General features: G+C 70.5%; 23 protein-coding genes and 1 pseudogene. 11 read left to right on the plus strand and 13 right to left on the minus strand.

Annotation, left to right across the window (positions count from 1 at the left end):
* The coding region (locus ACWD6N_RS21720; protein ID WP_450005141.1) for a PspC domain-containing protein at window positions 1-849 on the minus strand (849 nt) is incomplete at its 3' end.
* 158 nt (window positions 850-1007) lie between these two features.
* Between ACWD6N_RS21720 and ACWD6N_RS21725 the strand changes: the two genes are divergently transcribed.
* Together ACWD6N_RS21725 and ACWD6N_RS21730 are read left to right on the plus strand one after the other, a co-directional pair.
* Window positions 1008-2273: a PspC domain-containing protein gene (locus ACWD6N_RS21725; RefSeq protein WP_354964880.1), complete on the plus strand. Its 1266-nt coding sequence runs from the start codon at window positions 1008-1010 to the stop codon at window positions 2271-2273.
* 2 nt (window positions 2274-2275) lie between these two features.
* The gene (locus tag ACWD6N_RS21730) at window positions 2276-2962 is read left to right on the plus strand and encodes a response regulator (RefSeq protein ID WP_172899192.1); all 687 of its coding nucleotides are present in this window, start codon (window positions 2276-2278) and stop codon (window positions 2960-2962) included.
* Here the strand turns inward: ACWD6N_RS21730 and ACWD6N_RS21735 are convergent.
* Entirely contained in the window at window positions 2920-3183 is a 264-nt protein-coding gene (locus ACWD6N_RS21735; RefSeq protein ID WP_354964707.1) for a PIG-L family deacetylase, read from the minus strand. The genes ACWD6N_RS21730 and ACWD6N_RS21735 overlap by 43 nt on opposite strands.
* A 432-nt stretch (window positions 3184-3615) precedes the next feature.
* Between ACWD6N_RS21735 and ACWD6N_RS21740 the strand changes: the two genes are divergently transcribed.
* The 5 genes from ACWD6N_RS21740 (at window position 3616) to ACWD6N_RS21760 (ending at window position 9353) form a co-directional block, all read left to right on the plus strand.
* A complete protein-coding gene (locus ACWD6N_RS21740) occupies window positions 3616-5253 on the plus strand; it encodes a peptide ABC transporter substrate-binding protein (RefSeq protein ID WP_354964706.1) in 1638 nt (545 codons plus the stop codon).
* Window positions 5254-5401: 148 nt separating this feature from the next.
* Window positions 5402-6328: an ABC transporter permease gene (locus tag ACWD6N_RS21745; RefSeq protein ID WP_354964705.1), complete on the plus strand. Its 927-nt coding sequence runs from the start codon at window positions 5402-5404 to the stop codon at window positions 6326-6328.
* Entirely contained in the window at window positions 6321-7289 is a 969-nt protein-coding gene (locus ACWD6N_RS21750; RefSeq protein ID WP_354964704.1) for an ABC transporter permease, read from the plus strand. The genes ACWD6N_RS21745 and ACWD6N_RS21750 overlap by 8 nt, the downstream gene beginning before the upstream one ends.
* A gap of 26 nt (window positions 7290-7315) precedes the next feature.
* Window positions 7316-8344 (plus strand): ABC transporter ATP-binding protein, encoded by a 1029-nt coding sequence (locus tag ACWD6N_RS21755; RefSeq protein ID WP_354964879.1) that lies wholly within the window; start codon window positions 7316-7318, stop codon window positions 8342-8344.
* Entirely contained in the window at window positions 8337-9353 is a 1017-nt protein-coding gene (locus tag ACWD6N_RS21760; protein ID WP_354964703.1) for an ABC transporter ATP-binding protein, read from the plus strand. Before ACWD6N_RS21755 ends, ACWD6N_RS21760 begins: the two co-directional genes overlap by 8 nt.
* 161 nt (window positions 9354-9514) lie before the next feature.
* Here ACWD6N_RS21760 and ACWD6N_RS21765 read toward each other — a convergent pair whose 3' ends face one another.
* Window positions 9515-9820 (minus strand): chorismate mutase, encoded by a 306-nt coding sequence (locus tag ACWD6N_RS21765; RefSeq protein WP_354964878.1) that lies wholly within the window; start codon window positions 9818-9820, stop codon window positions 9515-9517.
* Window positions 9821-10278: 458 nt separating this feature from the next.
* On the opposite strand from ACWD6N_RS21765, the gene pcrA reads away from it, so the two are divergent.
* Window positions 10279-12684 (plus strand): DNA helicase PcrA, encoded by a 2406-nt coding sequence (pcrA, locus tag ACWD6N_RS21770; RefSeq protein ID WP_354964702.1) that lies wholly within the window; start codon window positions 10279-10281, stop codon window positions 12682-12684.
* A gap of 579 nt (window positions 12685-13263) precedes the next feature.
* On the opposite strand, the gene ACWD6N_RS21775 is transcribed toward pcrA, so the two are convergent.
* The 8 genes from ACWD6N_RS21775 to ACWD6N_RS21810 form a co-directional block, all read right to left on the minus strand.
* Window positions 13264-14217, minus strand: a complete 954-nt coding sequence (locus ACWD6N_RS21775) for a D-2-hydroxyacid dehydrogenase family protein (RefSeq protein ID WP_354964701.1) — start codon at window positions 14215-14217, stop codon at window positions 13264-13266.
* Between the two features lie 472 nt (window positions 14218-14689).
* On the minus strand, window positions 14690-15892 hold the full coding sequence (locus ACWD6N_RS21780) for an ABC transporter permease (RefSeq protein WP_354964700.1): 1203 nt from the start codon (window positions 15890-15892) through the stop codon (window positions 14690-14692).
* Entirely contained in the window at window positions 15889-16596 is a 708-nt protein-coding gene (locus ACWD6N_RS21785; protein ID WP_387327768.1) for an ABC transporter ATP-binding protein, read from the minus strand. Before ACWD6N_RS21785 ends, ACWD6N_RS21780 begins: the two co-directional genes overlap by 4 nt.
* 2 nt (window positions 16597-16598) lie before the next feature.
* A complete protein-coding gene (locus tag ACWD6N_RS21790) occupies window positions 16599-17654 on the minus strand; it encodes a peptidoglycan-binding protein (protein ID WP_387327765.1) in 1056 nt (351 codons plus the stop codon).
* A complete protein-coding gene (locus ACWD6N_RS21795) occupies window positions 17651-18226 on the minus strand; it encodes a hypothetical protein (protein ID WP_354964697.1) in 576 nt (191 codons plus the stop codon). Before ACWD6N_RS21795 ends, ACWD6N_RS21790 begins: the two co-directional genes overlap by 4 nt.
* A 222-nt stretch (window positions 18227-18448) precedes the next feature.
* Window positions 18449-19042 (minus strand): sensor histidine kinase, encoded by a 594-nt coding sequence (locus ACWD6N_RS21800; RefSeq protein WP_354964696.1) that lies wholly within the window; start codon window positions 19040-19042, stop codon window positions 18449-18451.
* Entirely contained in the window at window positions 19039-19608 is a 570-nt protein-coding gene (locus tag ACWD6N_RS21805) for a HAMP domain-containing protein (RefSeq protein ID WP_354964695.1), read from the minus strand. Before ACWD6N_RS21805 ends, ACWD6N_RS21800 begins: the two co-directional genes overlap by 4 nt.
* Window positions 19605-20261, minus strand: coding sequence for a response regulator transcription factor (locus ACWD6N_RS21810; RefSeq protein ID WP_354964694.1), 657 nt, complete (start codon window positions 20259-20261; stop codon window positions 19605-19607). The genes ACWD6N_RS21805 and ACWD6N_RS21810 overlap by 4 nt, the downstream gene beginning before the upstream one ends.
* A gap of 206 nt (window positions 20262-20467) precedes the next feature.
* Here ACWD6N_RS21810 and ACWD6N_RS21815 point away from each other — a divergent pair.
* Window positions 20468-21007: pseudogene (locus ACWD6N_RS21815) on the plus strand (alanine racemase); the annotation flags it as partial.
* Between the two features lie 335 nt (window positions 21008-21342).
* Window positions 21343-21462, plus strand: a complete 120-nt coding sequence (locus ACWD6N_RS21820) for a hypothetical protein (RefSeq protein ID WP_449935092.1) — start codon at window positions 21343-21345, stop codon at window positions 21460-21462.
* Window positions 21463-21634: 172 nt separating this feature from the next.
* Here the strand turns inward: ACWD6N_RS21820 and ACWD6N_RS21825 are convergent, their stop codons facing one another.
* Window positions 21635-22402 carry a M23 family metallopeptidase gene (locus ACWD6N_RS21825; RefSeq protein ID WP_354964693.1) on the minus strand — a complete coding sequence of 256 codons (768 nt, stop codon included), beginning with the start codon at window positions 22400-22402 and terminating at the stop codon, window positions 21635-21637.
* A gap of 273 nt (window positions 22403-22675) precedes the next feature.
* On the minus strand, window positions 22676-23386 hold the full coding sequence (locus tag ACWD6N_RS21830) for a M23 family metallopeptidase (protein ID WP_354964692.1): 711 nt from the start codon (window positions 23384-23386) through the stop codon (window positions 22676-22678).
* Window positions 23387-23834: 448 nt separating this feature from the next.
* On the opposite strand from ACWD6N_RS21830, the gene ACWD6N_RS21835 reads away from it, so the two are divergent.
* Window positions 23835-24239, plus strand: a complete 405-nt coding sequence (locus ACWD6N_RS21835; protein WP_074314422.1) for a cobalamin B12-binding domain-containing protein — start codon at window positions 23835-23837, stop codon at window positions 24237-24239.
* Window positions 24240-24328 lie beyond the last annotated feature (89 nt).

Below are 24328 nucleotides of genomic sequence, written 5' to 3' on the forward strand. Positions count from 1 at the left end.
GGTCGCCAGCGGGCCGGTGGGCGGCACGGCGCCGGAGGCCGGCGCCGGCCAGGCGACCGGCGGGACGGGCCCGGGCGGCGTACCCATCGGCCCGGAGGGCGCCGCCCCACCGGGGACACCGGGCTGTGGCCCTCGGCTGTCCCGGTTGAGCAGTAGCGCACCGCCGATCAGGATGGCCGCCCCGAGCAGCACCGCGCGGAAGGCGTCGGTGACGATGTAGCCGAAGCTGGCCGCGACCAGGATGCCCAGGATGATCACGGTCACCGGCGACATGCTGGACCGGCCGCGTCCGAGCATGGACTCCACGGGGGACGCGGTGTCGCCCTCGTTGGGGATGATCAGCCAGGCGGCGACGTACACCAGGATGCCGATGCCGCCGAAGAACCCGAGCACCGCGAGCAGCACCCGCCAGAGCACCGGATCGGTGTTGGTGGCTCGTCCGATGGCCGCGCAGACCCCGGCCAGGTAGCGCCCCTCACGCGGCCGGACCAGCCCGTACCGCGAGGTGAAGCCGGCCCCGCCCAGCGGCGGCGCCGACGGCCCGGGACCACCCGGCCCGGGTGGCGTACCCCCGGCCCCGCCCGCCCCGTAGCCGGTGCCGGCCGCGTACCCGGCGCCGTAGCCGGCGCCGGGCCCGTAGCCCGCGCCGCCGGGCCCGTAGCCGCTGTCCGGAGCGCCCGGTGTGGGGTCGGCGGCCGGACCCGCGTCGAAGCCGGTGGTGGCGCCGGTGGGCGGGCCGAACTGGGTGGGCTCGGCCCAGCCGGCGGGTGTCGCGGCTGGTGAGGGCGGTGATGAACCGCCCGGCTGTGCCGACCCGGGTCGGGGCGGCGGGGCAGCTTCCTCGGTCATGCCTCGATCCTGCTGCCAGGTGGGCCCGAGCGACCTCAGGACCCGACCCTGACCCCACCCTGAGATCCGGGCGGCCGGAATGTCGGGGGCGTCCCCGTGGTCGCGGTACGCCGCAGCGTGTGACGATCGGATCCACCGACCTCGCCCGACCCGCCACCGTGACCAGGGAGCCTCCGATCAGCATCGTGACACCGCCCCCGCGCCTCTACCGCGCCCCCGAGCACCGGATGGCCGCCGGCGTCGCCGCCGGCATCGCCGACCACCTCGGCATTTCGGTGCTGCGGGTGCGGGTCGCGTTCATGGTGCTGCTCGGCCTGAGCGGGCTCGGCCTGCTGCTCTACGCGGCCTTCTGGGCGGTGGTGCCGCTACGGCCCGGTGACACCGCGGTGCCGCGCCGGCGCGACGTGGCCCAGCTCCTGCCGTTCGTGGGGATCGGGCTCGGGGTTCTGCTGATCCAGGTGATGGTCTTCGACTCGGTCGGCGCGGCGGGCACCGCCGGCTGGCTGGTGGCCATCATCGCGGTCGGCGCCGGCGTCATCTGGCACCAGTCCGCGCCCGAGCGGCGGCGGCGGTGGGGCGACACGATGCCGGTGCCCTGGCTCGGCGCGGTGGTCGAGGAGAGCGACCGGCGGGCCTTCGTGCTCCGGTTCATCGGCGGCGGGGTGCTGGTTGCGGTCGGCATCATCGGCGTCGCGGCGGTCTACTCGCCGGCGCAGAACTTCGACGCGGTGATCAACGGCGTGATCTTCGCGCTGGTCGGGCTGGCCGGGGTCGGTGTGGTCGCCGCGCCGGTGCTCTGGCGGACGTACAGCCAGCTCCGCTCGGAGCGCGAGGGGCGCATCCGCGAGCAGGAGCGGGCCGAGCTGGCCGCGATGGTGCACGACCAGGTGCTGCACACGTTGGCCCTGATCCAGCGCAACGCCGGTGACGTCAAGACGGTGCAGCGGCTGGCCCGGGGGCAGGAACGTTCGCTGCGCAACTGGCTCTACAAGCCCACCGCGTCGCCGAACGAGCGGCTCGCGGCCGCGCTCGAGCAGGCCGCGGCCGAGGTCGAGGACACCTTCGCGATCACGGTGGAGGCGGTGGTGGTCGGCGACCGGGAGAACGACGAGCGGGTCGGCGCGCTGGTCGCCGCCGCGCGGGAGGCGCTGGTGAACGCGGCCCGACACGCGGGGGTGCAGACCGTGTCCCTGTACGCCGAGGTGGAGCCCGATCAGGTCAGCGTCTTCGTCCGGGACCGGGGAGCGGGCTTCGACCCGGATACCGTGGAGGACCACCGGCACGGCGTACGCGGCTCGATCATCGGGCGGATGAAGCGGCACGGCGGACGGGCCGAAATCCGGTCCGGCCCGGGGGAGGGGACAGAGGTCCGGTTGATCCTGCCGATCTCCCGGGACTCGTCCGCAGCGGAGAGGAACAGATGACCATGGCCGAGCAGTCGATGGAGCACCTCGACCCGGCGGACGCCCGCCCCGAGCGGCTGCGGGTGTTCCTGGTGGACGACCATGCGATGTTCCGGGCCGGGGTGCGCGCGGAGCTGGGCGCCCACGTCGAGGTGGTGGGCGAGGCGAGCACGGTGGCCGAGGCGGTCACCCGGATCGCCGCGACCGGACCGGACGTGGTGCTGCTCGACGTGCACATGCCCGACGGCGGCGGGCGCGCGGTGCTGGAGGCGATGCGGCGCAGCCATCCGCAGGTCAAGTTCCTGGCGCTGAGCGTCTCCGACGCGGCGGAGGACGTGATCGGGCTGATCCGGGCCGGCGCCCGTGGTTACGTCACCAAGACCATCTCGCCGGACGAGCTGGCCGCGGCGATCCGTCGGGTCGCTGACGGTGACGCGGTGTTCAGCCCTCGGCTGGCCGGGTTCGTCCTGGACGCCTTCGCGGCCCGGCCGGACGCCCCGGTGGCCGACCCGGAGTTGGACCAGCTCACCAACCGGGAGCGGGAGGTGCTCCGGCTGCTCGCTCGGGGGTACGCGTACAAGGAGATCGCGAAGGAGCTGTTCATCTCCATCAAGACGGTGGAGACGCACGTGTCGAACGTGCTGCGCAAGCTCCAGATGTCCAACCGCTACGAACTCTCGCGATGGGCGGCGGACCGCCGCCTCGTGTGACCCGGGTTCCGCCACGCGCAGCCGGTGCATCTCGGCCCGGTCTGTGTCGTCGAATCCGCCGGCGTCGCCCGGGTGATGATCAGAAAAGCGACGTCGGCGCCCTCGTCCACCCAGCCGGCAATCTTGCCTGTGCAGCCGAAGGCGGCATCGTCCGGATGGGCAAAGACGGCCGGCGCGGGCCGGCCGTCGGACAGCACCGGAGCGGACGCGGGAAAGCTCATAGATCCCGACCCCGCGCGCGGCGGCGGTGTCCGGCTGGGCCACGTATTTCCTGCTCAGAGCTGCCCGACCCAACCGGTTTCTGATCATTTTTCAGGTATCGGCAACGTGGCGGGCAACTAACGGCTTGATAACGGCACCTTCACGGAAGCGGCAAGTGAGTGTCACAGTGGCAGCACCTCACCCTCGGTGTGCGGCACTCCGTACGGCCCACGACCACGACCTCCGCTATTTCGCGGCCGGTTCGTGGCTGTGTCGCCTGCGTCGGGTCGTACCTCGTCGGTGGGGGAGCCCGGCGGATCGGAACATCAGGGGTGTCTCCAGCTTCCCTGTGAACCCGGCGACCCGCGCCCCGGGGTGGTCGGGCGGTGTCACCCCCAGACGTGCGTGAAACCCACGACGGAACCAGGTTTAGAAAGAGGAGGCCCCTCGGAATGAGAGTCTCGAAGCGGGCGACGAGCGCGATCGCGCTCAGCGCGGCTGCCGCGCTTGTCGCGAGCGGTTGCTCGAGCGGTGACGGTGACGGCGACGCCGCCGCCAGCAAGGACGGCTCGATCGTTATCCACGGCGTCCAGCCGGAGAACCCGCTGGTCCCGTCGAACACGACGGAGACCGGCGGTGGCAAGATCATCGACTGGATGTGGACCGGCCTGGTCGAGTACCCGAACGACGGTGGGGCCCCGCGCAACGCGCTGGCGGAGTCCATCAACACCACGGACTCCAAGGTCTTCACGATCAAGATCAAGAAGGGTACCAAGTTCCACGACGGTACCGAGGTGAAGGCGAAGAACTTCGTCGACGCCTGGAACTGGGCCGCCTACTCGCCGAACGGTGCGCAGAACGGCTCCTTCTTCTCGGACATCGCGGGCTTCGACAAGACCTACACGTCGGACCCGGACGGCGAGGGCCCGAAGAAGGCTCCGGCGCCGACGGCCGAGAAGCTGTCCGGCCTGAAGGTCGTCGACGACCAGACCTTCGAGGTCACCCTGGCGGCCCCGACCGCGGTCTTCCCGACCAAGCTCGGCTACAGCGCCTTCATGCCGCTGCCGGACGTGTTCTTCACCCAGAAGCCCGAGGAGTTCGGCAAGAAGCCGATCGGCAACGGCCCGGTGAAGTTCGTGTCGTGGGACGACAACGTCCTCATCAAGCTGACGCGCTTCGACGACTACAACCTGCGCGACACCATGAAGGTCAAGGACGTCGACGTCAAGCTGTACCAGGACGAGACGGCGGCCTACAACGACCTGCTGGCCAACAACCTGGACTTCCTGGAGTCGATCCCCACCTCGGCGCTCGCCGGTGACAAGTGGAAGACCGACCTCGGCGAGCGGGGCCTGTCGACCACCACGCCGACGACCGGCCTGATCGCGTTCCCGATCTACGACAAGCGCTTCCAGAACCCGAAGCTGCGTCGTGCCGTGTCGCTGTCGATCAACCGCCAGGAGGTCACGGACAAGATCTTCTTCGGTACCCGCAAGCCGGCCGACAGCTGGGCGAACCCGCTGACCCCGGGTGCCAAGCCGGGTAACTGCACCGCCTGCAAGTTCGACGCCGCCGAGGCCAAGCGGCTCCTGGCCGAGGCCGGTGGCTTCACGGGCGAGATGGTCTTCTACTACAACACGGACTCCAGCCACAAGGACTGGATGGACGCTGTTGCGCAGCAGGTCAAGACCAACCTCGGCATCGAGGCTCGCGCAGAGGGCATGCCGACGTTCGCGGTCTTCCGCCAGCAGGTCAACGCGCACAAGATGACCGGCCCGTACCGCGCCGCCTGGCAGCAGGACTACCCGGACGTGGAGAACTGGATCAACCCGCTCTACGTGACTGGTGGCTCCTCGAACGACGGCCTCTACAGCAACCCGCAGGTCGACACCCTGGCCAAGGCCGCCGGTGCCGCACCGAGCCTGGAGGCCTCGCACGAGCAGTTCTCCAAGGCCGTCGAGCTGGTCGACCAGGACGTGCCGAGCATCCCGGTCTACTTCTACGGCCAGCAGTCCGGCCACTCGGAGAAGGTCAAGAAGCTCGAGCTGAACAACGTCGGCGAACTCGACATCACCTCGGTCGAGCTCTGATCCGAACGGTCTGACCCCGGGTCGGGCTCGCCACATCCGGTGAGCCCGACCCGGGGCCGTTCCGCGAGTGAGTGTTACAACATCCACTCGCCACGTTGTCACCACCGTGTCGGCCGTCCGACGCGCCCCCTGTCTGGAGGACCACCCCATGGGCCGTTATCTGTTGAGACGGCTGCTCCAACTCGTGCCGGTCTTCATCGGTACGACGTTCATGATCTACGCCCTCGTCTGGGCCGTTCCGGGCGATCCGTTCGCCGGCAAGTGCGGTGACCGCCGCTGCCCGGACCAGTACATCGCCTTCATGACCGAGAAGTACCACCTGGACCAGAACGTCTTCGTGCAGTACGCGAACTACATGAAGAACCTGCTCCAGGGCGACTTCGGTCAGACGTTCTCGCAGCGCGAGATCAGTGACATCATCCTGACGTCGTACCCGAACACGCTGAAGCTGGCCCTGGTGGCGCTCAGCATCGAGGCCGTGATCGGCCTCGGCGCCGGCGTGCTGACCGGTCTGCGGCGCAACGGGTTCCTGGACAACCTGGTCCTGGTCTCCACGCTGTTCCTGATCGCGCTGCCGGTCTTCGTCGTCGGCTTCGTCCTTCAGTGGCTGCTCGGCGTGCAGTGGGGCATCATCAAGCCGACCGTCTCCTCCGAGATGCGGCTCTCCGAGCTGATCGTGCCGGGCTTCGTGCTCGGTAGCGCGTCAGTGGCGTACATCGCCCGGGTGGCACGAACGAGCATCGCGGAGAACCGCCGCGCCGACTACGTGCGTACCGCCATCGCCAAGGGCCTCCCGATGCGCCGGGTGGTGGGCGTGCACCTGCTGCGCAACTCGCTCATCCCGGTGGTCACCCTGCTCGGCACCGACCTCGGTGCCCTGATGGGCGGCGCGATCGTCACCGAGGGCATCTTCGGTATCAACGGAATCGGCCGCCAGGTCTTCCGCGCGATCGTCACCAAGGAAAGCGCTACCGTGGTAGGGATCGTGGTCGTCCTCGTGCTGGTCTATCTCGTGATGAACCTGCTGGTTGACCTGCTCTACGCCGCCCTGGACCCGAGGATCCGCTATGAGTGACCCGAGTACCGCATCGATCGTCAGCACCCCTCCCGCGCAGCCGACCGACGCCGGCGCCCCCACCACCGCTGGCCTGCCGCAGAGCAACGAGAAGCCGCGCGGCCTGCTCGGTGACGCCTGGCGGGACCTGCGGCGCAAGCCGCTGTTCTGGATCTCGGCCACGCTGATCGTGATCTTCCTGCTGATGGCGGCCTTCCCGGCGCTGTTCGCCCCGGGCGACGCGGTCAACGGCACGCTGTCCCGGAGCCTCAACAAGCCGTCCGCTGATGGCTGGTTCGGTTACGACGTGCAGGGTCGGGACGTCTACGCCCGGGTCATCTACGGCGCGCGTGCCTCCATCGTGGTCGCCGTGCTCTCCGTGCTCGGCACCCTGCTGGTCGGTGGTGCCATGGGCATCATCGCCGGCTACCGCGGTGGCTGGGTGGACGCTCTGCTCAGCCGGATCGCCGATGTCTTCTTCGGCCTGCCCTTCGTGCTCGGCGCGATCGTCATCCTGACCACGTTCAACGGCTCGAACTCCGGCAACAGCAAGGCCCAGATCATGGGCCTGGTGATCGCCTCCCTGATGGTGCTGAGCTGGCCGGTCGTGATGCGGCTGATGCGTTCCTCGGTGCTGGCCACCAAGGAGGCCGACTACATCGTCGCGGCACGCGCGTTGGGTGCCGGCACCGGCCGGATCATCCTCAAGCACCTGCTGCCGAACTGCCTGGCCCCGCTGCTGGTCTACGGCACGATCATGGTCGGCTCGTTCATCGGCGCCGAGGCCACCCTGTCGTTCCTGGGCGTCGGCCTGAAGTCGCCGGTGGTGTCCTGGGGCATCATGATCAGCGACGGGCAGCAGTTCATCCGGGTCGCGCCGGGGCTGGTGTTCTTCCCCGCCGCGTTCCTCGTCACCGCCGTGCTGAGCTTCGTGATGCTCGGTGAGGCGGTCCGCGAGGCCCTCGATCCGAAACTCCGCTAGGGGAGATCCAGTTGTCCGACATTCTCGTGTCTGAGCAGTCCGCGCCGGGAACCGGCGGCTCCGGACGTCCCTCCGGCCGGCTGCTCGAGGTCGAAGACCTGCGGGTGGAGTTCCGTACCCGGGACGGCGTCGCCAAGGTCATCAACGGGGTCACGTACCACGTCGACGCGGGGGAGACCCTCGCCGTGCTCGGCGAGTCCGGCTCCGGTAAGAGCGTCACGGCGCAGACCATCATGGGCATCCTCGACACCCCGCCCGGCTTCGTCACCGGTGGGCAGGTCCGCTTCCACGGCAAGGACATGCTCCGCATGTCCAACGAGGAGCGCCGCCGCATCCGCGGTGAGGGCATCGCGATGATCTTCCAGGACGCGCTCTCCGCGCTGAACCCGGTCTTCACCGTCGGGTTCCAGATCGCCGAGCAGTTCCGGGTCCGGCGGGGCATGGGTCGCGCGGAGTCCAAGAAGCGCGCCATCGAGATGCTTGACCAGGTCAAGATCCCGAACGCCAAGGACCGGTTCAGCAACTATCCGCACCAGTTCTCCGGCGGTATGCGGCAGCGCGCCATGATCGCGATGTCGCTGGCGCTCGACCCTGAGGTGCTGATCGCGGACGAGCCGACCACCGCGCTCGACGTGACCGTGCAGGCCCAGATCATGGACCTGCTCGCCGAGCTTCAGCGTGAGCGGCAGATGGGCATGATCCTGATCACCCACGACCTCGGCGTGGTCGCCGACGTCGCGGACCGGATCGCGGTCATGTACGCGGGCCGGATCGTCGAGGAAGCCGACGTGTACGACCTGTACGCCAAGCCGGCGCACCCGTACACGTTGGGTCTGATCGACTCGATTCCGCGTATGGACGAGAAGGGGCAGCAGCTCCGGACGATCAAGGGCCTCCCGCCGAACCTGATGAACATCCCGCCGGGCTGCCCGTTCAACCCGCGCTGTCCCATGGCTCAGCCGGTGTGCCGGGAGAAGCTCCCGCCGCTGCTGCAGGTGGGCACCGCACGGGCCAGCGCCTGCCACTTCGCCGAGGAGCTGGTGAACCGTGTCTGAGAACATCATCGAGGTCCGTGACCTGGTCAAGCACTACCCCGTCACCCAGGGCGTGGTGTTCAAGAAGACCGTCGGTCAGGTCAAGGCGGTCGACGGGGTCTCGTTCGGCCTCCGTGCCGGTGAGACGCTGGGTGTGGTCGGTGAGTCCGGCTGCGGCAAGTCGACCCTCGCCCGGGTTCTGATGAACCTGGAGCGGCCGACCGCCGGCAGCGTGGTCTACAAGGGCCAGGACATCTCCAAGCTCTCCGGCGGTGCGCTGCGGCGCCTCCGTCGGCAGATCCAGCTGGTGATGCAGGACCCGTACACCTCGCTCAACCCGCGGATGACCGTCGGTGACCTGCTCGGTGAGCCGTTCGAGATCCACCCGGAGGTGGCGCCGAAGGGCAGCCGTCGGGCGAAGGTCAGGGAACTGCTCGACCTGGTCGGGCTCAACCCGGAGCACATCAACCGGTACCCGCACCAGTTCTCCGGCGGTCAGCGCCAGCGCATCGGCATCGCCCGGGCGCTCGCGCTGCGGCCCGAGGTGATCGTCTGCGACGAGCCGGTGTCGGCGCTGGACGTGTCCATCCAGGCCCAGGTGATGAACCTGCTGGAGCAGTTGCAGGGCGAGTTCGGGCTCTCGTACGTCTTCATCGCCCACGACCTGTCGGTGGTCCGCCACCTCTCGGACCGCGTCGCGGTGATGTACCTCGGCAAGATCGTTGAGATCGGCACCGAGGACGAGATCTACGAGCGGCCGACCCACCCGTACACCCAGGCGCTGCTCTCGGCGGTGCCGGTGCCGGACCCGACCCAGCGGAACAACAAGACGATCATCCGGCTCACCGGTGACGTGCCGTCGCCGATCAGCCCGCCCTCGGGCTGCCGGTTCCGGACCCGCTGCTGGAAGGCGCAGGACGTCTGCGCCGAGCAGGTCCCGCTGCTGGAGATCCGGCGGAGCTCGGATCACCCGAGCGCCTGCCACTTCGCGGAGAAGCGCGAGATCGTCGCGAGCCACGAGGCCGCCTGAGTCACCCGGAACCGCCTGCCGACGTCACCACGACGACGGCAGGCGGTTTCGTTTGTCCGGGGCGCCCGGCTGCCTGCTTCGGAGCCGAGCGGTGGCGTCGGACCGGTCGCAGCGTGGGCCGTCGAGCGGCGGCCGCCCGAGCCGGGGCCGGCCCGTGCGGCTCACAGTGGGCCGCGCCCCGCTCGGAGCAGCAGCAGTGCCAGTTGGGTGCCGTCGGCGCCGAGCGCGACCCGGAAACGCTCCAGGATCTCCCGTTCCCGGGAGAGCACCAGGCGCGTCCCGCCGGACGCCATCCGGGTCGCCCCAACCTCCTGAGATAGCGTGGCCCGCTCGTGCCAGAGCGAGATCAACGCGTCGTCGATCTCGTCGATGCGTTCCCTGATCTGCACGATCCGTGCGGCGGCGGCCGGCTCCGCGGTGCCGGTCCGTGCCTCGGTCGGCCCGCCGTCCTCGGCCGGTGGCGCCATTCCCACCGGGGGCTCGCTCCCATTGACCGGGGGCTGCTCAGCCCCTGGTCGGACCGGCCCGCCGCTCTGCTCCGCCACGTCTGTCATCATCGGGTACCTCTCGCACTGTCGTGCCCGGTGCCCGGATCCCGGGACGAAAAAGCCCCGGGCTCCAGGAGCCCGGGGCTTTCGCAGGTCTGATCGATCAGGCGCGACCTACGGCTGCCGGACTCCCGGTGCCGTAGTAAAAGTAGTAGCGCTGAGCGAACACGCCGTCGAGTATGCCCATGCCACCCGCCTGTGCGCAAGGAATCGGCGTCAACAGGCACCTCCTCGGCTCCGGCACGTTCTGCGGGCGGGCCCTGGTGTGACCACCACGTTGCTTCCACCGTCATCGTTCTCCGTCGGGGGGCGGGCGCGCCGGCGACGACACCGCGCGGTCGGGAAGTGTCTGGCCGGCGGCATAGACTTGTCGCGCGATGCATCCTCTCTTCGACATTCCCGCGTCCTCGCCTGCGCCGGAGTCCGCGCCGGCCCGTCCGGACCGGCCCCGGCCGGCCGCCGTCCGCCTCGATCCGCAGCAGTTGCTCGCCGGGCTGAACGGGCCGCAGCGCGACGCGGTCACCCACGCCGGCTCTCCGCTGTTGATCGTCGCCGGTGCCGGGTCGGGCAAGACCCGGGTGCTCACCCACCGGATCGCCTACCTGCTCGCCGCGCGGGACGTGCACCCCGGCGAGATCATCGCCATCACCTTCACCAACAAGGCCGCCGGCGAGATGAAGGAGCGGGTGGCCGCGCTGGTCGGCCCGCGGGCCCGGCTGATGTGGGTGTCGACGTTCCACTCCGCGTGTGTCCGGATCCTGCGGGCCGAGCACGAGCACGCCGGGCTCAAGTCCACGTTCTCGATCTACGACGCGGACGACTCACGCCGGCTGATGCAGCTGGTCACCCGCGAGCTGGACCTCGACCCGAAGCGCTATCCGGCGCGCGGGCTGGCCGCCCAGGTCTCCAACCTGAAGAACGAGTTGGTCGACCCGGAGCAGTTCGCGCAGCGGGCCAAGGGGCCCAACGAGCGGGCGCTCGCCGAGGCGTACACGCTCTACCAGCGGCGGCTGCGCGAGGCGCACGCGCTCGACTTCGACGACCTGATCATGACCACGGTGCACCTGCTCCAGTCTCATCCACACGTGGCCGAGAGCTACCGTCGCCGGTTCCGGCACGTCCTGGTCGACGAATACCAGGACACCAACCACGCGCAGTACACGCTGATCAAGGAGCTGGTCTCCGGCACCGAGGGGCTGGAGCCGGCCGAGCTGTGCGTGGTCGGTGACGCCGACCAGTCGATCTACGCGTTCCGGGGCGCGACGATCCGCAACATCCTGGAGTTCGAGCGGGACTTCACCGACGCGCGGACGATCCTGCTGGAGCAGAACTACCGCTCCACCCAGACCATCCTGAACGCGGCCAACGCGGTGATCGACCGGAACACCTCCCGCAAGCCGAAGCGGCTGTGGAGCGAGGCTGGCGCCGGCGAGCAAATCGTCGGCTACGTGGCCGACACCGAGCACGCCGAGGCGGACTGGGTGGCCCGGGAGATCGACCGGCTGGTCGACGCCGACGAGACCCGCCCCGGCGACGTCGCCGTCTTCTACCGCACCAACGCCCAGTCCCGGGTCTTCGAGGAGGTGTTCATCCGGGTCGGCCTGCCCTACAAGGTGGTCGGCGGGGTGCGCTTCTACGAGCGCAAGGAGGTCCGCGACGCGCTCGCGTACCTGCGTTCGGTGGTCAACGACGACGACACGGTGAGCCTGCGGCGGGTGCTGAACACCCCGCGCCGGGGGATCGGCGACCGAGCGGAGGCGTGCGTCGAGGCGCTCTCCAGCCGCGACCGGATCTCCTTCGGCGCGGCGCTGCGCCGGGCCCGCGAGGCGCCGGGCATCTCCAGCCGGGCGGCCAACGGCATCGCCGACTTCGTGGCGCTGCTCGATGGTGCCCGGGAGCTGGCCGAGACCGGCACTCCGGAGGAGGTCCTGGAGGCGCTGCTGACCCGCTCGGGCTACCTCAGCGAGCTGGAGGAGAGCCTGGACCCGCAGGACGCCGGCCGGGTGGACAACCTCCAGGAGCTGGTCAGCGTCGCCCGGGAGTTCACCGAGCGGATCGAGGCGACCGGCGCCGAGGGCGAGCGGGCCACCCTGGCGGGCTTCCTGGAGCAGGTCGCACTGGTCGCCGACGCCGACCAGATCCCCTCCGACGACCCCGACCATCAGGGCGTGGTCACCCTGATGACGCTGCACACCGCCAAGGGGTTGGAGTTCCCGGTGGTCTTCCTGACCGGGCTGGAGGACGGCGTCTTCCCGCACCTGCGTTCGCTGGGCGACACCCGCGAGCTGGAGGAGGAGCGCCGGCTGGCGTACGTCGGCATCACCCGGGCCCGACAGCGGCTCTACCTCTCCCGGGCGGTGACCCGCTCGGCCTGGGGGCAGCCGGCCTACAACCCTCCGTCGCGGTTCCTGGAGGAGCTGCCGCCGGAGCTGGTGCACTGGGAGCGCACCGAGGGGTCGTACACCTCATGGGCCGGTGGGGGCGGCGGCGTCGGTGGTCGTGCGGACCGCGCGCCCGGCGTGCGGGGCACCTTCAGCGGGGGCACGCCGAAGGCGGCGCAGTTGGCCAAGCGCCTCGGGGTGGACGGCAGCCGACTGACCACGGCCAGCGAGCTGCCCCAGGGGCCGAAGGTGTCGGCGGGCGACCGGGTCAACCACCAGCGGTACGGGTTGGGGCGGGTCGTCGCCGTCGAGGGGCACGGCCCCGGTGCCCGCGCGCAGATCGACTTCGGTGACCAGACCATGTGGCTGGTGCTGCGGCACGCCCCGATCGACAAGCTCTGACCCGGCCGGGCCGAGACGTCGCCCGGCGTATCTGGCCCGCCCGCCCAAGATCGCACTATGTTGCGGAAAGAGTGGCCTCCGGCAGCGCGGACGCCACTCTTTCCGTGATGTCGTGTGGATCAGTACCCGGTCGAGGTGTGACCGGTCCAATCGGCTACTGCGAGCTCACTCTTGAGGTTTTCCTGTAGCTCAGCGAGCTTGGCGGTGACGTCGGCGCGGTGCGCCTCCGCGGGAAAGCGCCGGTGTTGTACGAGAACCTACAGCCGGCAGTAGGTCCTCACCACAGATGTCGGTGATCGGCGTGTGAGCCTGGAGCTCTGCGCTGGTTCTCGGGCCCCCTAAGAGCAGGACGTCCTGCAGCACCTCCTCACCCGCGCCCTCATCCGCTGACCGCTCTGATGGGTCTTCAAGGAGGAGTCTGCACCGGCTGCAGACTCCCACTCACCATCGAGCAGGTGCACCAGCCGCGTGAGCGCGCCGAATCAAGGGGCCGCTGCTTGAATCTCGGACGGGTCGGCTGCCGCGGTGGTGACCGCGTCAAGACCGCTGGCTTCCGGGCCAGGACCAGGGTCGAGTGAGTCAGGTCAGCACGCGGATCGGGCTGCCGTCGAGGAAGGCGCCGATGTCGTCCACGGCGTCGCGGAAGAACGTCGCGTAGTTCAGCTCGCTGACATAGTCGAGGTGCGGCGTGGCCAGCACGTTCGGCAGCGTACGGAACTCATGTCCGGCGGGCAGCGGCTCCTCGTCGAACACATCCAGCCCGGCCCCCGCGATCCGCCCCTCGCGCAGTGCGGACGCCAGGGCGGACTGGTCGACGATCGCCGCCCGCGAGGTGTTGACCAGGTAGGCGGTGGGCTTCATGAGCGCGAGTTCCCGCGCGCCGACGAGCCCGCGCGTCCGGTCGCCGAGCACCAGGTGAACGGAGACGACGTCGGAGCCGGCGAGCAGGGCGTCCAGGTCGGGGGCCCGCCGCGCGCCGCCCTCCTCGGCCCGCTCGCGCGTCAGGTTCTGGCTCCAGGCCAGCACGTCCATGCCGAACGCCCGCCCGACGGCCGCGACCTGCGACCCGATCCTGCCCAGGCCGAGCAGCCCGAGGGTGCGTCCGTGCAGGTCGGTGCCGAGGGTGTGCCGCCAGGGACCGCTGGTGCGCAGCGCGGTCGCCTCGGACACCAGGTGGCGGGCCAGGCCGAGGATCAACGCCCACGTCAGCTCGACCGTCGAGGTCCAGCCGCCGCCCGTGCCGCACACCGTGACGCCGTGCGCCCGCGCCGCCTCCAGGTCGATGGCGGCGTTGCTCATGCCGGTGGTGACGAGCAGCCGCAGGTGGGGGAGCCGGTCGAACACCTCGGCGGGGAACGGCGTGCGCTCCCGCATGGCGACCACGACCTCGCAGTCGCGGATGGCCGCCACGAGCTCGTCGGTGCTCGTGGAGTGCTCGCGGAAGCTGGTGACCCGGACCCGGGACCAGTCCGCCAGCCCGAGCGCCACCCCCTGGTAGTCGTCCAGCACGGCGCAGCGCAGATCAGTGGACATGACGAAGGACCGTACGCCCCCTGCTCCAGCTCATCGCTGCTTTGGCGCTGGAGTCCCGCTTGCGAGCAGGACGGCATATACAGGGGCGAGTCGAAGCGCACACCACCTCGGACCTGCGGTTGTTCCTGTGCTGGTACGCGGAGCGGTGTATCGATCCGCTGCAGGAGCCGCGACCATCTGGTGCGACCGCATCTCGCGACCAAGCCACCGGAACCTGGCCACGTCGGCGCCCAGCTGTAGGTCCTCAGCAGAGTTGTCGGTGCTCGGTGCGTTGGCCTGGAGACCTGCATTGGTTTCTCACTGGCTTGTCGGCAGGTTCTTCTCACCGATCTGTCGGTTTCTTGATGATCTTGATGGCCCACGCACTGCCTGACTCTGATCGTGGCGTTTGGGGTTAGCGGCAGCGTTATCGCAGCCGCTGTGGGGAACGCTTGATTAGCGACCCCGATCGGGACGCCGTCGGCCGGTCGGCTCAGACGCCCGCCAGCGCTTCCGTCGGCGTGAGCCGGGCGGCCCGCACGGCGGGGTAAAGTCCCGCGACCGTGCCGATCAGCAGCGTCGCGGCGAACCCGCCCGCCGTCGCCCACAGCGGCACCACGGCCGGCCAGTCCTGCGTGGCCGCGTACCCGCCGGTCACCACGACGCCGATCAGGATGCCGCCGAGGCCGCCGAGCGCGGACAGCAGCAGCGACTCCACCAGGAACTGCAGCAGGACCTGGCCGCGGGTGGCCCCGAGCGCCCGGCGCAGGCCGATCTCCGACCGGCGTTCGAGTACCGAGATGACCATCGTGTTCGTGACGCCGATGCCGCCGACCAGGAGCGCCACCGCGCCGAGGCCCAGCAGCAGACCGCTGAACGTGTTCTCGGTGATCGTCCTGGCGGCCAGTGCGTCGGAAGGCCGCGAGACCAGGACCTCGGTGGGCGCCGTCGGTTTCACGGTGCGCGGAAGGGCCATGCGCACCTCGACCACCGCGTCCTCCGCCGTACGCGTGTAGACGGTCGTCGCGTGCCCGTCGAAGCCGAGGTAGGCCGCCGCGGCCGACCAGCCGATGAACACGGCGCGGTCCAGCTCCTCGGCCAGCGGCACCGGCCGCAGCACGCCCACCACGGTGAAGCGTTGCTTGCCGAGCACGATCTGCGGCTGTGCTGCGGCGTCGTCGATGCCGAGCCGCTGCGCCGCGGTCCAGCCCAGCACGGCGGTGGGGAAGTCGGCGGTGGGCAGGCTCAGCCAGCGCCCGCTGACCGGGCTGAGTCCGACCGTTTCCGGCAGGTCGAGGCGGCCCGCATAGACGGCGAGGCTGCCGGTCTGCGCGGGGTTGACGTGCTCGTTGCGGTACGCGTACACGTTGGGCAGCCGTCCGACCGCCGACACCGCCTCCACCGACGCGATTCTTGCGATCATGGGGATCGCCTCGTCCGGTAGGTGCGTCGGCGTGTCGTCCGACGATCTGCCCGGCTCGACAGTCAGCAGGTTGGTGCCCAGGTCGTCCAGCTGCCGGTCCAGTTCGGCCTGGCTGGAGCTGGAGATGCCGACCACGGCGATCATCGCGGCGATGCCGATCGCGATGCCGAGCGCGGACAGGAACACCCGCAGTCGGCGCGATCGCAGCCCGGCCGCGCCGACCCGCAGCACATCGCCCGGCGACAGCCGCCCGGGGCGGGGCGGGGCGCTCATACGGCCGCCCCGATCCGTGTGGCGAACGGCACCACGCCGGGTTCGCGCTCGTCGCGCACGATGAGCCCGTCGGAGACCTCGACCCGCCGCGGCAGCCGTGCCGCCAACTCCCGGTCGTGGGTGATGACCACGACGGTGGTGCCGGCCGCGTTCAGCTCCGTCAGCAGGCCCAGCACGGTCTCGCCCGAGGCGGAGTCGAGGTTGCCGGTGGGCTCGTCGGCCACCAGCAGCGGCGGATCGCCGATCAGCGCCCGGGCGATCGCCACCCGCTGCCGCTCACCGCCGGAGAGCTCGTGCGGACGGTGGTGCAGCCGGTGGCCCAGGCCGACCCGTTCCAACGCGACGTCGGCCCGCCGCAGCCGCTCCCGGGCGGCCACGCTCGAGTAGAGCAGGCCGTCGGCCACCGCGGCCCGCACCGCAACGCCCGGGGTCAGGTGGAACTGCTGGAAGACGAAGCCGATCGTGGCGGCCCGAAGGCCGGACAGCTGCCGGTCGGACAGGGCCGCCACGTCGTGCCCGCCGATGCGGACCTGGCCGCTGGTGGGGCGGTCCAGGGTGCCGATCAGGTTGAGGAGGCTGGACTTGCCCGATCCGGAACGCCCGACGACGGCGACCGCCTCGCCGTATCCGATGTCGAGGCTGACCCCGCGTACGGCCCGTACTCCGCCGGGGTAGGTTTTGGTGACGTCCGTCAGCTCGACCACGTTCACTGCGCGACCCCCACGGTGACGCCCTCGGCGATGCCGTCGCCGCTGATCTCGACCTTGCCGCCGGCGAACAGCCCCGTCTGCACTGGCACGACCCGGCTGGTCACGCCGTCACGCAGTTCCAGGCCGTAGCCGCGCTCGCCGATGGCGAGCAGCGCCTGGATCGGCACGACAAGCACGTCGGCGTGCTCGGCGGTGACGAAGCGGACCGTCACCGGCCCGGGCTCCGGCTCGGCGGTGGCTTTCAGGACCAGCTGCACGGTGACCTTGGGCTCTCCCTGACCCGGCGGCGGATCCGCGGGCGCGCCGCCGGTGGACGCGGGTGTTACCACGCCGAGCACGGTCGCCTCCACCGGTGCGCCGTCGGGCAGCGTGACGGTGGCCTTGACGCCCTTCTTGGCCAGGTCCGGTTCGGTGGCCGGCACCTTCGCGGTGACGATGAGGGTGGTCGGGCCGGCGAGGATGTCACCGGCGGCCGGCGCCCCGAGCCGCGCGGTCTGGGTGGCGATCCGCAGCGCGCCGGGTGCGACGATCACGTCCGTCGGCGCCACGGTGCCCGTGACGGGCAGCCCCAGGTCTTTCTGCCACCGCTTGACGGCGGCCGCGGTCGACGCGGAGTAAGAGGTGTCGGCCTCGAAGCCGGTGTACTTCAGCGCGACCAGGTTCGCCTCGAGCTGGGCGACGTCCGGGCCTTTGACCCCGCCGGCGAGGACCCGGTAGAACGGCAGCTCGCCGTAGAGCAGCACGATCGGGTTGTTGTCCGCACGCAGCAGCGGCTGTCCGCGCCGCACCGTGCTGCCGGCCGCCGCGAGCCAGGTCAGGGTGCCGACCGCCTTGGACGTGACCGCCGACGGTTGGCCGTAGCCGATCTCGCCTTCGACGACCGTGGCCGCCGTGATCGTGGAGCGTGTCACCTTGACCGTGCCGACCGCGGGAGCGCCGACGGGGCTGTCGTCCCCGCCCCCGGCGAAGACCCCGGCGGACATCGCCGCCGCCGCGGCGACCACCGCGGCGGCGACGACACCGAAGAGCACACGGCGCCATCGGGGGCTCATCCGACACCCGGCCCGTCGGTGGCCCTGGGCATGCAGATCTCCGTCGCCGCCTTGTACGTCGGGTTCGCCATCCGGGCCCTGAGTTCGTCCTTCATGCGTTTCGCGGTGGCCCCGTCGATCGGGGCAGGGTCGGGATCAGGATCGGGGTAGTCCGGCACGCCGTTGTTGCGCATGCACGCCGCGATCTCCCGGCGCTCGCGCAGTTCCTCCTCGGTCGGCTTGCGGGGCGTGTCCTTTACCGGGGGGTCCAGCGCGGGCCACTTCTGGAAGCACTCGACCAGTTCGGGAGTCAGCTCGCCCTCCGGCAGGCCCGAGAAATCCACCATGTTGTCGTGACCGAGGTAGCGGACCGACAGGCCCTTCTCGTTCAGGCACGTCGCGAGGTTCTGCTTCTGCTTGTCGTAGGCGTCCCACTGGCCGGCGGTGCCGGAGTTCGCCTCGCCGGTGGTCTCCGACTGGCCCGGCCCGCACGCCGTCAACACCGCCACCAGCAACGGCGCGCATGCCGCCAGTGCCGCGTACCGGATGCCACGCCCTGAACGCTGGCCCACACGTCTGCCGTCGATCGGCATCTACTTCTCCTCTGGAGCTAGGTTTCGCATCGCGTACGACGTGTCCGTCCCGGCGGGAACGTCGCCGCCAGGCCTGTGCTGGACGCCGGAGGGGTTCGCCGGCCGTCTCGGTACACAGCCCACCAGAGGTGGTGTTATGGGGCGGTGAGCAGAATTCCTCACATCCCGTTAACATCATATGAAATCGATTGATTTACTGATTCTTCGGGTGTGGGCGTGGGTTCATGCCCGCGGGGCGTCACTGCGGGGCAGGATCACGCGCACTGACAGGCCGCCGTCGGGACGGGGGGTGGCCAGCGCGTCGCCGCCGTGGGCCTGGGCGACCGCACGCACGATGGACAGGCCCAGACCGCTGCCCCTGGCCGAACCCACCCGGTCGGTGAGCCGGCGGAACGGCTCGAACAGCACCGGCACCTCGTGCGGCGAGATCAGCGCGCCCGTATTGGTCACGATGATCTCGGCCTGCCGGACCTCGGCCAGGATCTGCACCCACACGAAGCCGTGCGGGCGGTTGTAGCGGACCGCGTTGTCGACCAGGTTGCGGATCAACTGCTCCAGCAGGATCGGGTCGCCGACCACCGGCGCCGCCGCGAGTTGCGCCTGGACCTGCACCCGCTGCTCCGCGGCCGCCTTCGCGGTGACCTCGAGCGCATACCCCGCCAGTTGTGCCAGGTCGACCGACCGCCGGTCGGTGACCGCCTCGTCTGCCCTGGCCAGGGTGAGCAGCGAGTCGATCAGCCGTTCGTGGCGCAGGTTGACCGCGAGCAAGTTATCGCCGAGCTGCCTGACCTCGGCCGGGCTGTCCGGGCGGCTCATCGCAACCTCGACCAGGGTGCGGTTGAGCGCGATGGGGTCTTCAGCTCGTGCGCGGCGTTGGCGATGAAACGGCCCTGCCCGGCGAACGCCCCGTCGAGGCGGTCCAGCATGCTGTCGAACGAGTCGGCCAAGCTCTTCACCTCACCCGGCGGGGCGTCCAGGTCGATGCGCTTGTGCAGGGTGCGCCCCGCGATTCGGTGCGCCGTCTCGGTGATCATGCTAAGCGGGCGCATCAGCCGCCCCGACACAAACCAGCCCGCCGCGGTGACCACCACCCACACCACCAGCAGCGTCATCCCGCCCTTGAACAGCAGGTTCGCCTGCATCGAATCCATGATCGCCTGCTTGGAGGCGAAGCTCTGCCCGATGTGCTCACCCGCGGCCGCCTGTTCCTCCGGCGGGAGCACCGCGTACTTCTCCTCGTACAAGGCGTTCAGGCTGTACTCCATGCTGTTGTCGACCAGGATCAGCACGCCGCCGAGCACCACGCTGCCCGCCAGGGCGAACAGCAGGCTGAACACGACGGTCAGCCGGACCCGCAGGCTGCCGTGCCAGGAACCGTTCATCGCAACCGGTAACCCACTGCGGTCACCGTCTCGATGAGCTGCGGCTCCCCGAGCTTGCGGCGCAGGCCGCTGATGGTGACCCGGACGATGGTGGTGAACGGGTCCATGTGCTCGTCCCAGACCTTCTCCAGCAGCGTCTCGGCCGACGCCACCGCGCCCTCGGCCCGCAGCAGCTCCTCCAGCACCGCGAACTCGCGGCGGGACAGGCTCACGTAGCGGCCGTCACGGTACGTCTCCCGGTGGTGCGGGTCGAGCCGGATCCCGGCCCGCTCCAGCACCGGCGGCGTTGCCGGGCGGGCCCGGCGGCCCAGCGCCCGCACTCGCGCCACCAGCTCGGCGAACGCGAACGGCTTGGGCAGGTAGTCGTCGGCGCCGAGGCTGAGCCCGGCGACCCGCTCGGCCACCGTCACCGACACCGTGAGCATCAGCACGCGCACGTCCAGGCCCTGCGCCACGACCTGGCGGCACACCTCGTCGCCGTGCACCCGCGGCAGGTCGCGGTCCAGGACCATCACGTCGTACGCGTTGACGGCGAGCTTCTCCAGTGCCGCCGCCCCGTCGTAGGCGACGTCGACGGCGATGGCCTCCTGCCGCAGCCCCTCGGCGACGGCCTCGGCCATCAGCTCCTCGTCCTCCACGACCAGGACCCGCACCCCGCCACCTCCTCGACCGACCGACCGACCGCCAAGTATGCACGGGGCGTCGTTAGCAGGGTGTTAGTGAATTCCCTGTCGGCACGCTCACACCCCCTGCTGTTGGCTACCGAGCGTGACTGGAAAGCTGGCCGAGGCGGTCGTCGATCTCGCGGTGGTCGCGGGGCAACGTCGAACGGATCGCCGGGGCCACGACCGCCGCGGTGATGGCCGTGGTGAAGGCGGACGGGTTCGGCCACGGCGCGGTGCCGGTGGCCCGGGCCGCGCTGGCCGGCGGCGCCACCTGGCTCGGGGTCACCAGCGCCGCCGAGGCGCTGCAGCTGCGCGCCGCCGGGCTCACCGCGCCGGTGCTGAGCTGGCTGCACGGCCCCGGCACCGACTTCGCCGCGCTCGCCGCCGCCGACGTGGACGTGTCCGTGGCCGCCCCGGAGCTGCTCGACGCGGTCGCCGCCGCGGCCCGCGGCACCGGCCGCACCGCCGAGGTCCACCTGAAGATTGACACCGGCGTGTCGCGGCACGGCGCGACCGCCGACGGCTGGCCGGAGCTGGTCGCCTGGGGCCGCAAGTACGAGCGGGAGGGCGTGCTGGCCGTGCGCGGCGTGTGGTCGCACCTGGCCACCGCCGACTCCTCGCCCTACGGCGTGACCGTGCAGACGGCCGCGTTCGCCGAGGCAGTGAGGCACGCCCGCGACGCCGGGCTGGACCCGACGCTGCTGCACCTGGCCAACTCGGCCGCCGCCTTCACCGCCCCGCCGACCCACTTCGACCTGGTCCGCGCCGGCATCGCGGTGTACGGGGTCGAGCCGGTGCCGCAGCGCCGCTTCGGGCTGCGGCCGGCGCTCACCCTCCGACATGGCGGTGCTGGAGCACCCGGACGGGTCGCTGCAGGCGGGGCCGTCGCTGGAGATCCGGGTCGAGGGCGGGCACGACTTCTTCGACTACGCCAAGTACACCGCCGGCGAGGTGGTGTTCGACATCCCGGCGCGGCTCGACCCGTGGGTCACCGCGCTGCTGCACTGCCGGGCGCTGCAGGCGTTCGGCCGCGCTGGAGTGCCGCGGCCTGCTGCGTGTCGACTTCTTCCTGCCCGCCGACGGCGGCGAGCCGGTCCTCAATGAGGTCAACACGTTCCCGGGGTTCACCGCCGCGTCGCAGTATCGCGCATCTGGCAGGCCGTCGGGATGTCATACCCCGACCTGCTGAACACGCTCGTGAACACCGCGGCGCGACGGCGGCCCGCTCCCTGACCGCCCTGGCCAGGCGGCACCGGGACGCCGCTGGGCCGGGCCACTCGGGGTAGGGCCCGGCCCGGCGGACACCTCGCGCCGGCCCGGGGACGTCGGCCGAAACCGAAAGATCTAGTGAGAACCAGCGCTCAGCAGCCCAGGTCGATGCCGCGCGCCCGCATGAACGGAGCCGGGTCGATCTGGTTCCACATGCCCTGGTGCACCTCGAAGTGCAGGTGCGGGCCGGTGGCGTCGCCGGTGGCGCCCTCGTAGCCGATCACCTGGCCGGCCTTGACCTTCTGGCCCACGGTGACCGCGATGCGGCTCTGGTGGGCGTAGTGGGTCAGGTAGCCGTTGCCGTGGTCGACGAAGACGGAGTTGCCGTACCCGTCGGAGGCGTCACCGGCCTGGACGACCGTGCCGGCGGCCGCGGCGTGGATCGGCGTACCGGAGGGCAGCGCCAGGTCGATGCCGGCGTGCAGGGTGCCCCAGCGCTGGCCGTAGCAGGAGGTGACCGAGGCGCCCGGCATCGGGTCGACCCAGGCCGGCGTCGGCTTCGTGGTCTTCTTCGGCTTGGGCTTCGGCTTCGCGGTGGCCGTCTTCGTCGGCGTGGGGATGGCGCTGGCCGCTGTCGGGCTCGCCGTCGGGCTGGCCGAGGGGGAGATTGGCGTGCTCGACTCGCGGGCGGAGCGGTCCGCCCGGCTGGCGGCCTCGGCCCGGGACTGCGCGTCCAGGGACACGGCGGTGGGCGCCGGGCGGTCCGGGCCGGTGGTGGCGACGGCGACGCCGCCCAGGCCGAGGGCCACCAGGGCGGCCGCGCCGAGCACGATGAGGCGGTTCCGCCGGCCGGCGCGCTGCGGTTGCTCGGCGGCGGTGTCGGGGGTGTTCTCGTTCTGGACGGGGCTGTCTTCCTGCACGGCGGACCTTCACAGTCGAGGGGCACTTGACCTCGAAATACTGGTGTCGGGCCGAGCCGGGGCAGGTACGGGGACCGGGAGGTAGGCCGACGGGTCGGGTACCGCCTGCCCGGATATGACCTGCTTAGGTGTGATCCATCCGGAAAACTGATCTTGTCGGGCAGTGTCGTCGACCACAGTTCGTTCTGTGATCCAGCAGACAATCACCCCGCGCAAGCGACAAAAAACCGCCCGGATTGACAGATCCGGGCGGTCAACGGCCAGTACGCAGCGTCAGGACGCGGCTACCTCGCTGTAGATTATTGCCTCGACTCCCAGCTTGATGTCCACTCTGCGGTCCTGCAGGAACGGCACGGGGTCGATCGGCTCGCCCTTGACATGGATCTCAAGGTGCAGGTGGGTGCCGTAGGCGTGACCGGTCTGGCCCACCAGGCCGAGCTGGTCGCCCGCCTTGACGTTCTGCCCCTCCTTGACGCTCAGCGCGGAGGAGTGGCCGTAGATGGCCTCGCTGCCGTCGGCGTGCTGGACGATCACCGCGTAGCCGTACCCGCCGAACCAGCCGGCCTTGGTGACCAGCCCGTCGTGGATCGCCACGTACGGCGTGCCCTCGGCAACCACCAGATCCACGCCGGTGTGCATCTTGCCCCAGCGCACCCCGTAGGGAGAGTTGAAGTCGTAGCCCTGCAGCGGCAGCAACCAGAGCTCGGGCTCGGCTTCGTCCGTGCTCCGGCTGTCCCGGGAGGCGCGGTCGGCGTTGTCCGCACGGGCCACGGCGTCCTGGCTGGTGACCGACGCCTGCTTCAGCTCGTCGAGCACCGACGGGCTGACGTCCTTGGCGTCCGGCAGGGCGCTGGCGCCGAGCGCGACGATGCCGGCTCCGACGAAGGCGGTGGTGACGACCGCGGCGTAACGGCTACGCGGGGGGGTGGGTACGCGGCGACGACCGCGATATCTATCGGGCTCAGACGACAGGCGCTGGCGCACGCACACCCTCCGTTGTCGGGGTTCCGAGGCGACCGGTGGACGTTCGTGAAGCTCTGCTGAACGTCCGCTGACCGCGTCGTCACCCGTCCTTGGACTCGATGACAACCGTGGACACGTTAGCCAACCACCAGGCGAGTCACAAGCCAAAGCGCCGAATTGGCGTGTCGATCTGTCCGTTTGCGTCCGTGATTGTCATGCCTCGTGACGTCATTCGGTGCCCTCGTTACTGCCCGTTCGTCGCCGACCGTGACCGGTCCGGCGGAGTCGTCCGGCTTGACGGCGAGGGTCGTCGGCATCCGCCCGCGCGCTCACCCGTACTCCCCGTGACCGAGCCCCCGGCGGTGCCGCAGCGCCGGGCGCGTTTTCCGGCCCGGATTTCCCGGGCCCGGCCGGCCGGGTTACCGTTCGTTCAGGTGAAGGCCGTGGAGCCGGTGAAAGGTGTGCGCTGATGAGCTCTCGTATTCGGGTCGTCGTCGCCAAGCCAGGCCTGGACGGCCACGACCGGGGCGCCAAGGTGGTCGCGCGGGCCCTGAGGGACGCTGGGATGGAGGTCGTCTACACCGGCCTGCACCAGACTCCCGAGCAGATCGTGGAGACCGCCATCCAGGAGGACGCGGACGCCGTCGGTCTCTCCGTTCTCTCCGGCGCGCACATGACGCTCTTCCGTCGGGTGCTGGAACTGCTCGGTGAGCGGGACGCGCGGGACATCGTCGTGTTCGGCGGCGGCATCATCCCCAACGGCGACATCCCCGAGCTGGAGAAGCTGGGCGTCGCCAAGATCTTCACGCCGGGCGCCACCACGCAGTCGATCGTCGAGTGGGTCCGGCAGAACGTCGCGCAGCCGGTCGCCTGAGGCGCGCCGGAACGGGTCGTCGGACGGGGCCGGGCACGGGGGAGGGGCCGGACGCACCCCTCACACGTCCGGCCCCTCTATGCACGATG

The organism is Micromonospora sp. NPDC005163, from assembly GCF_053599835.1.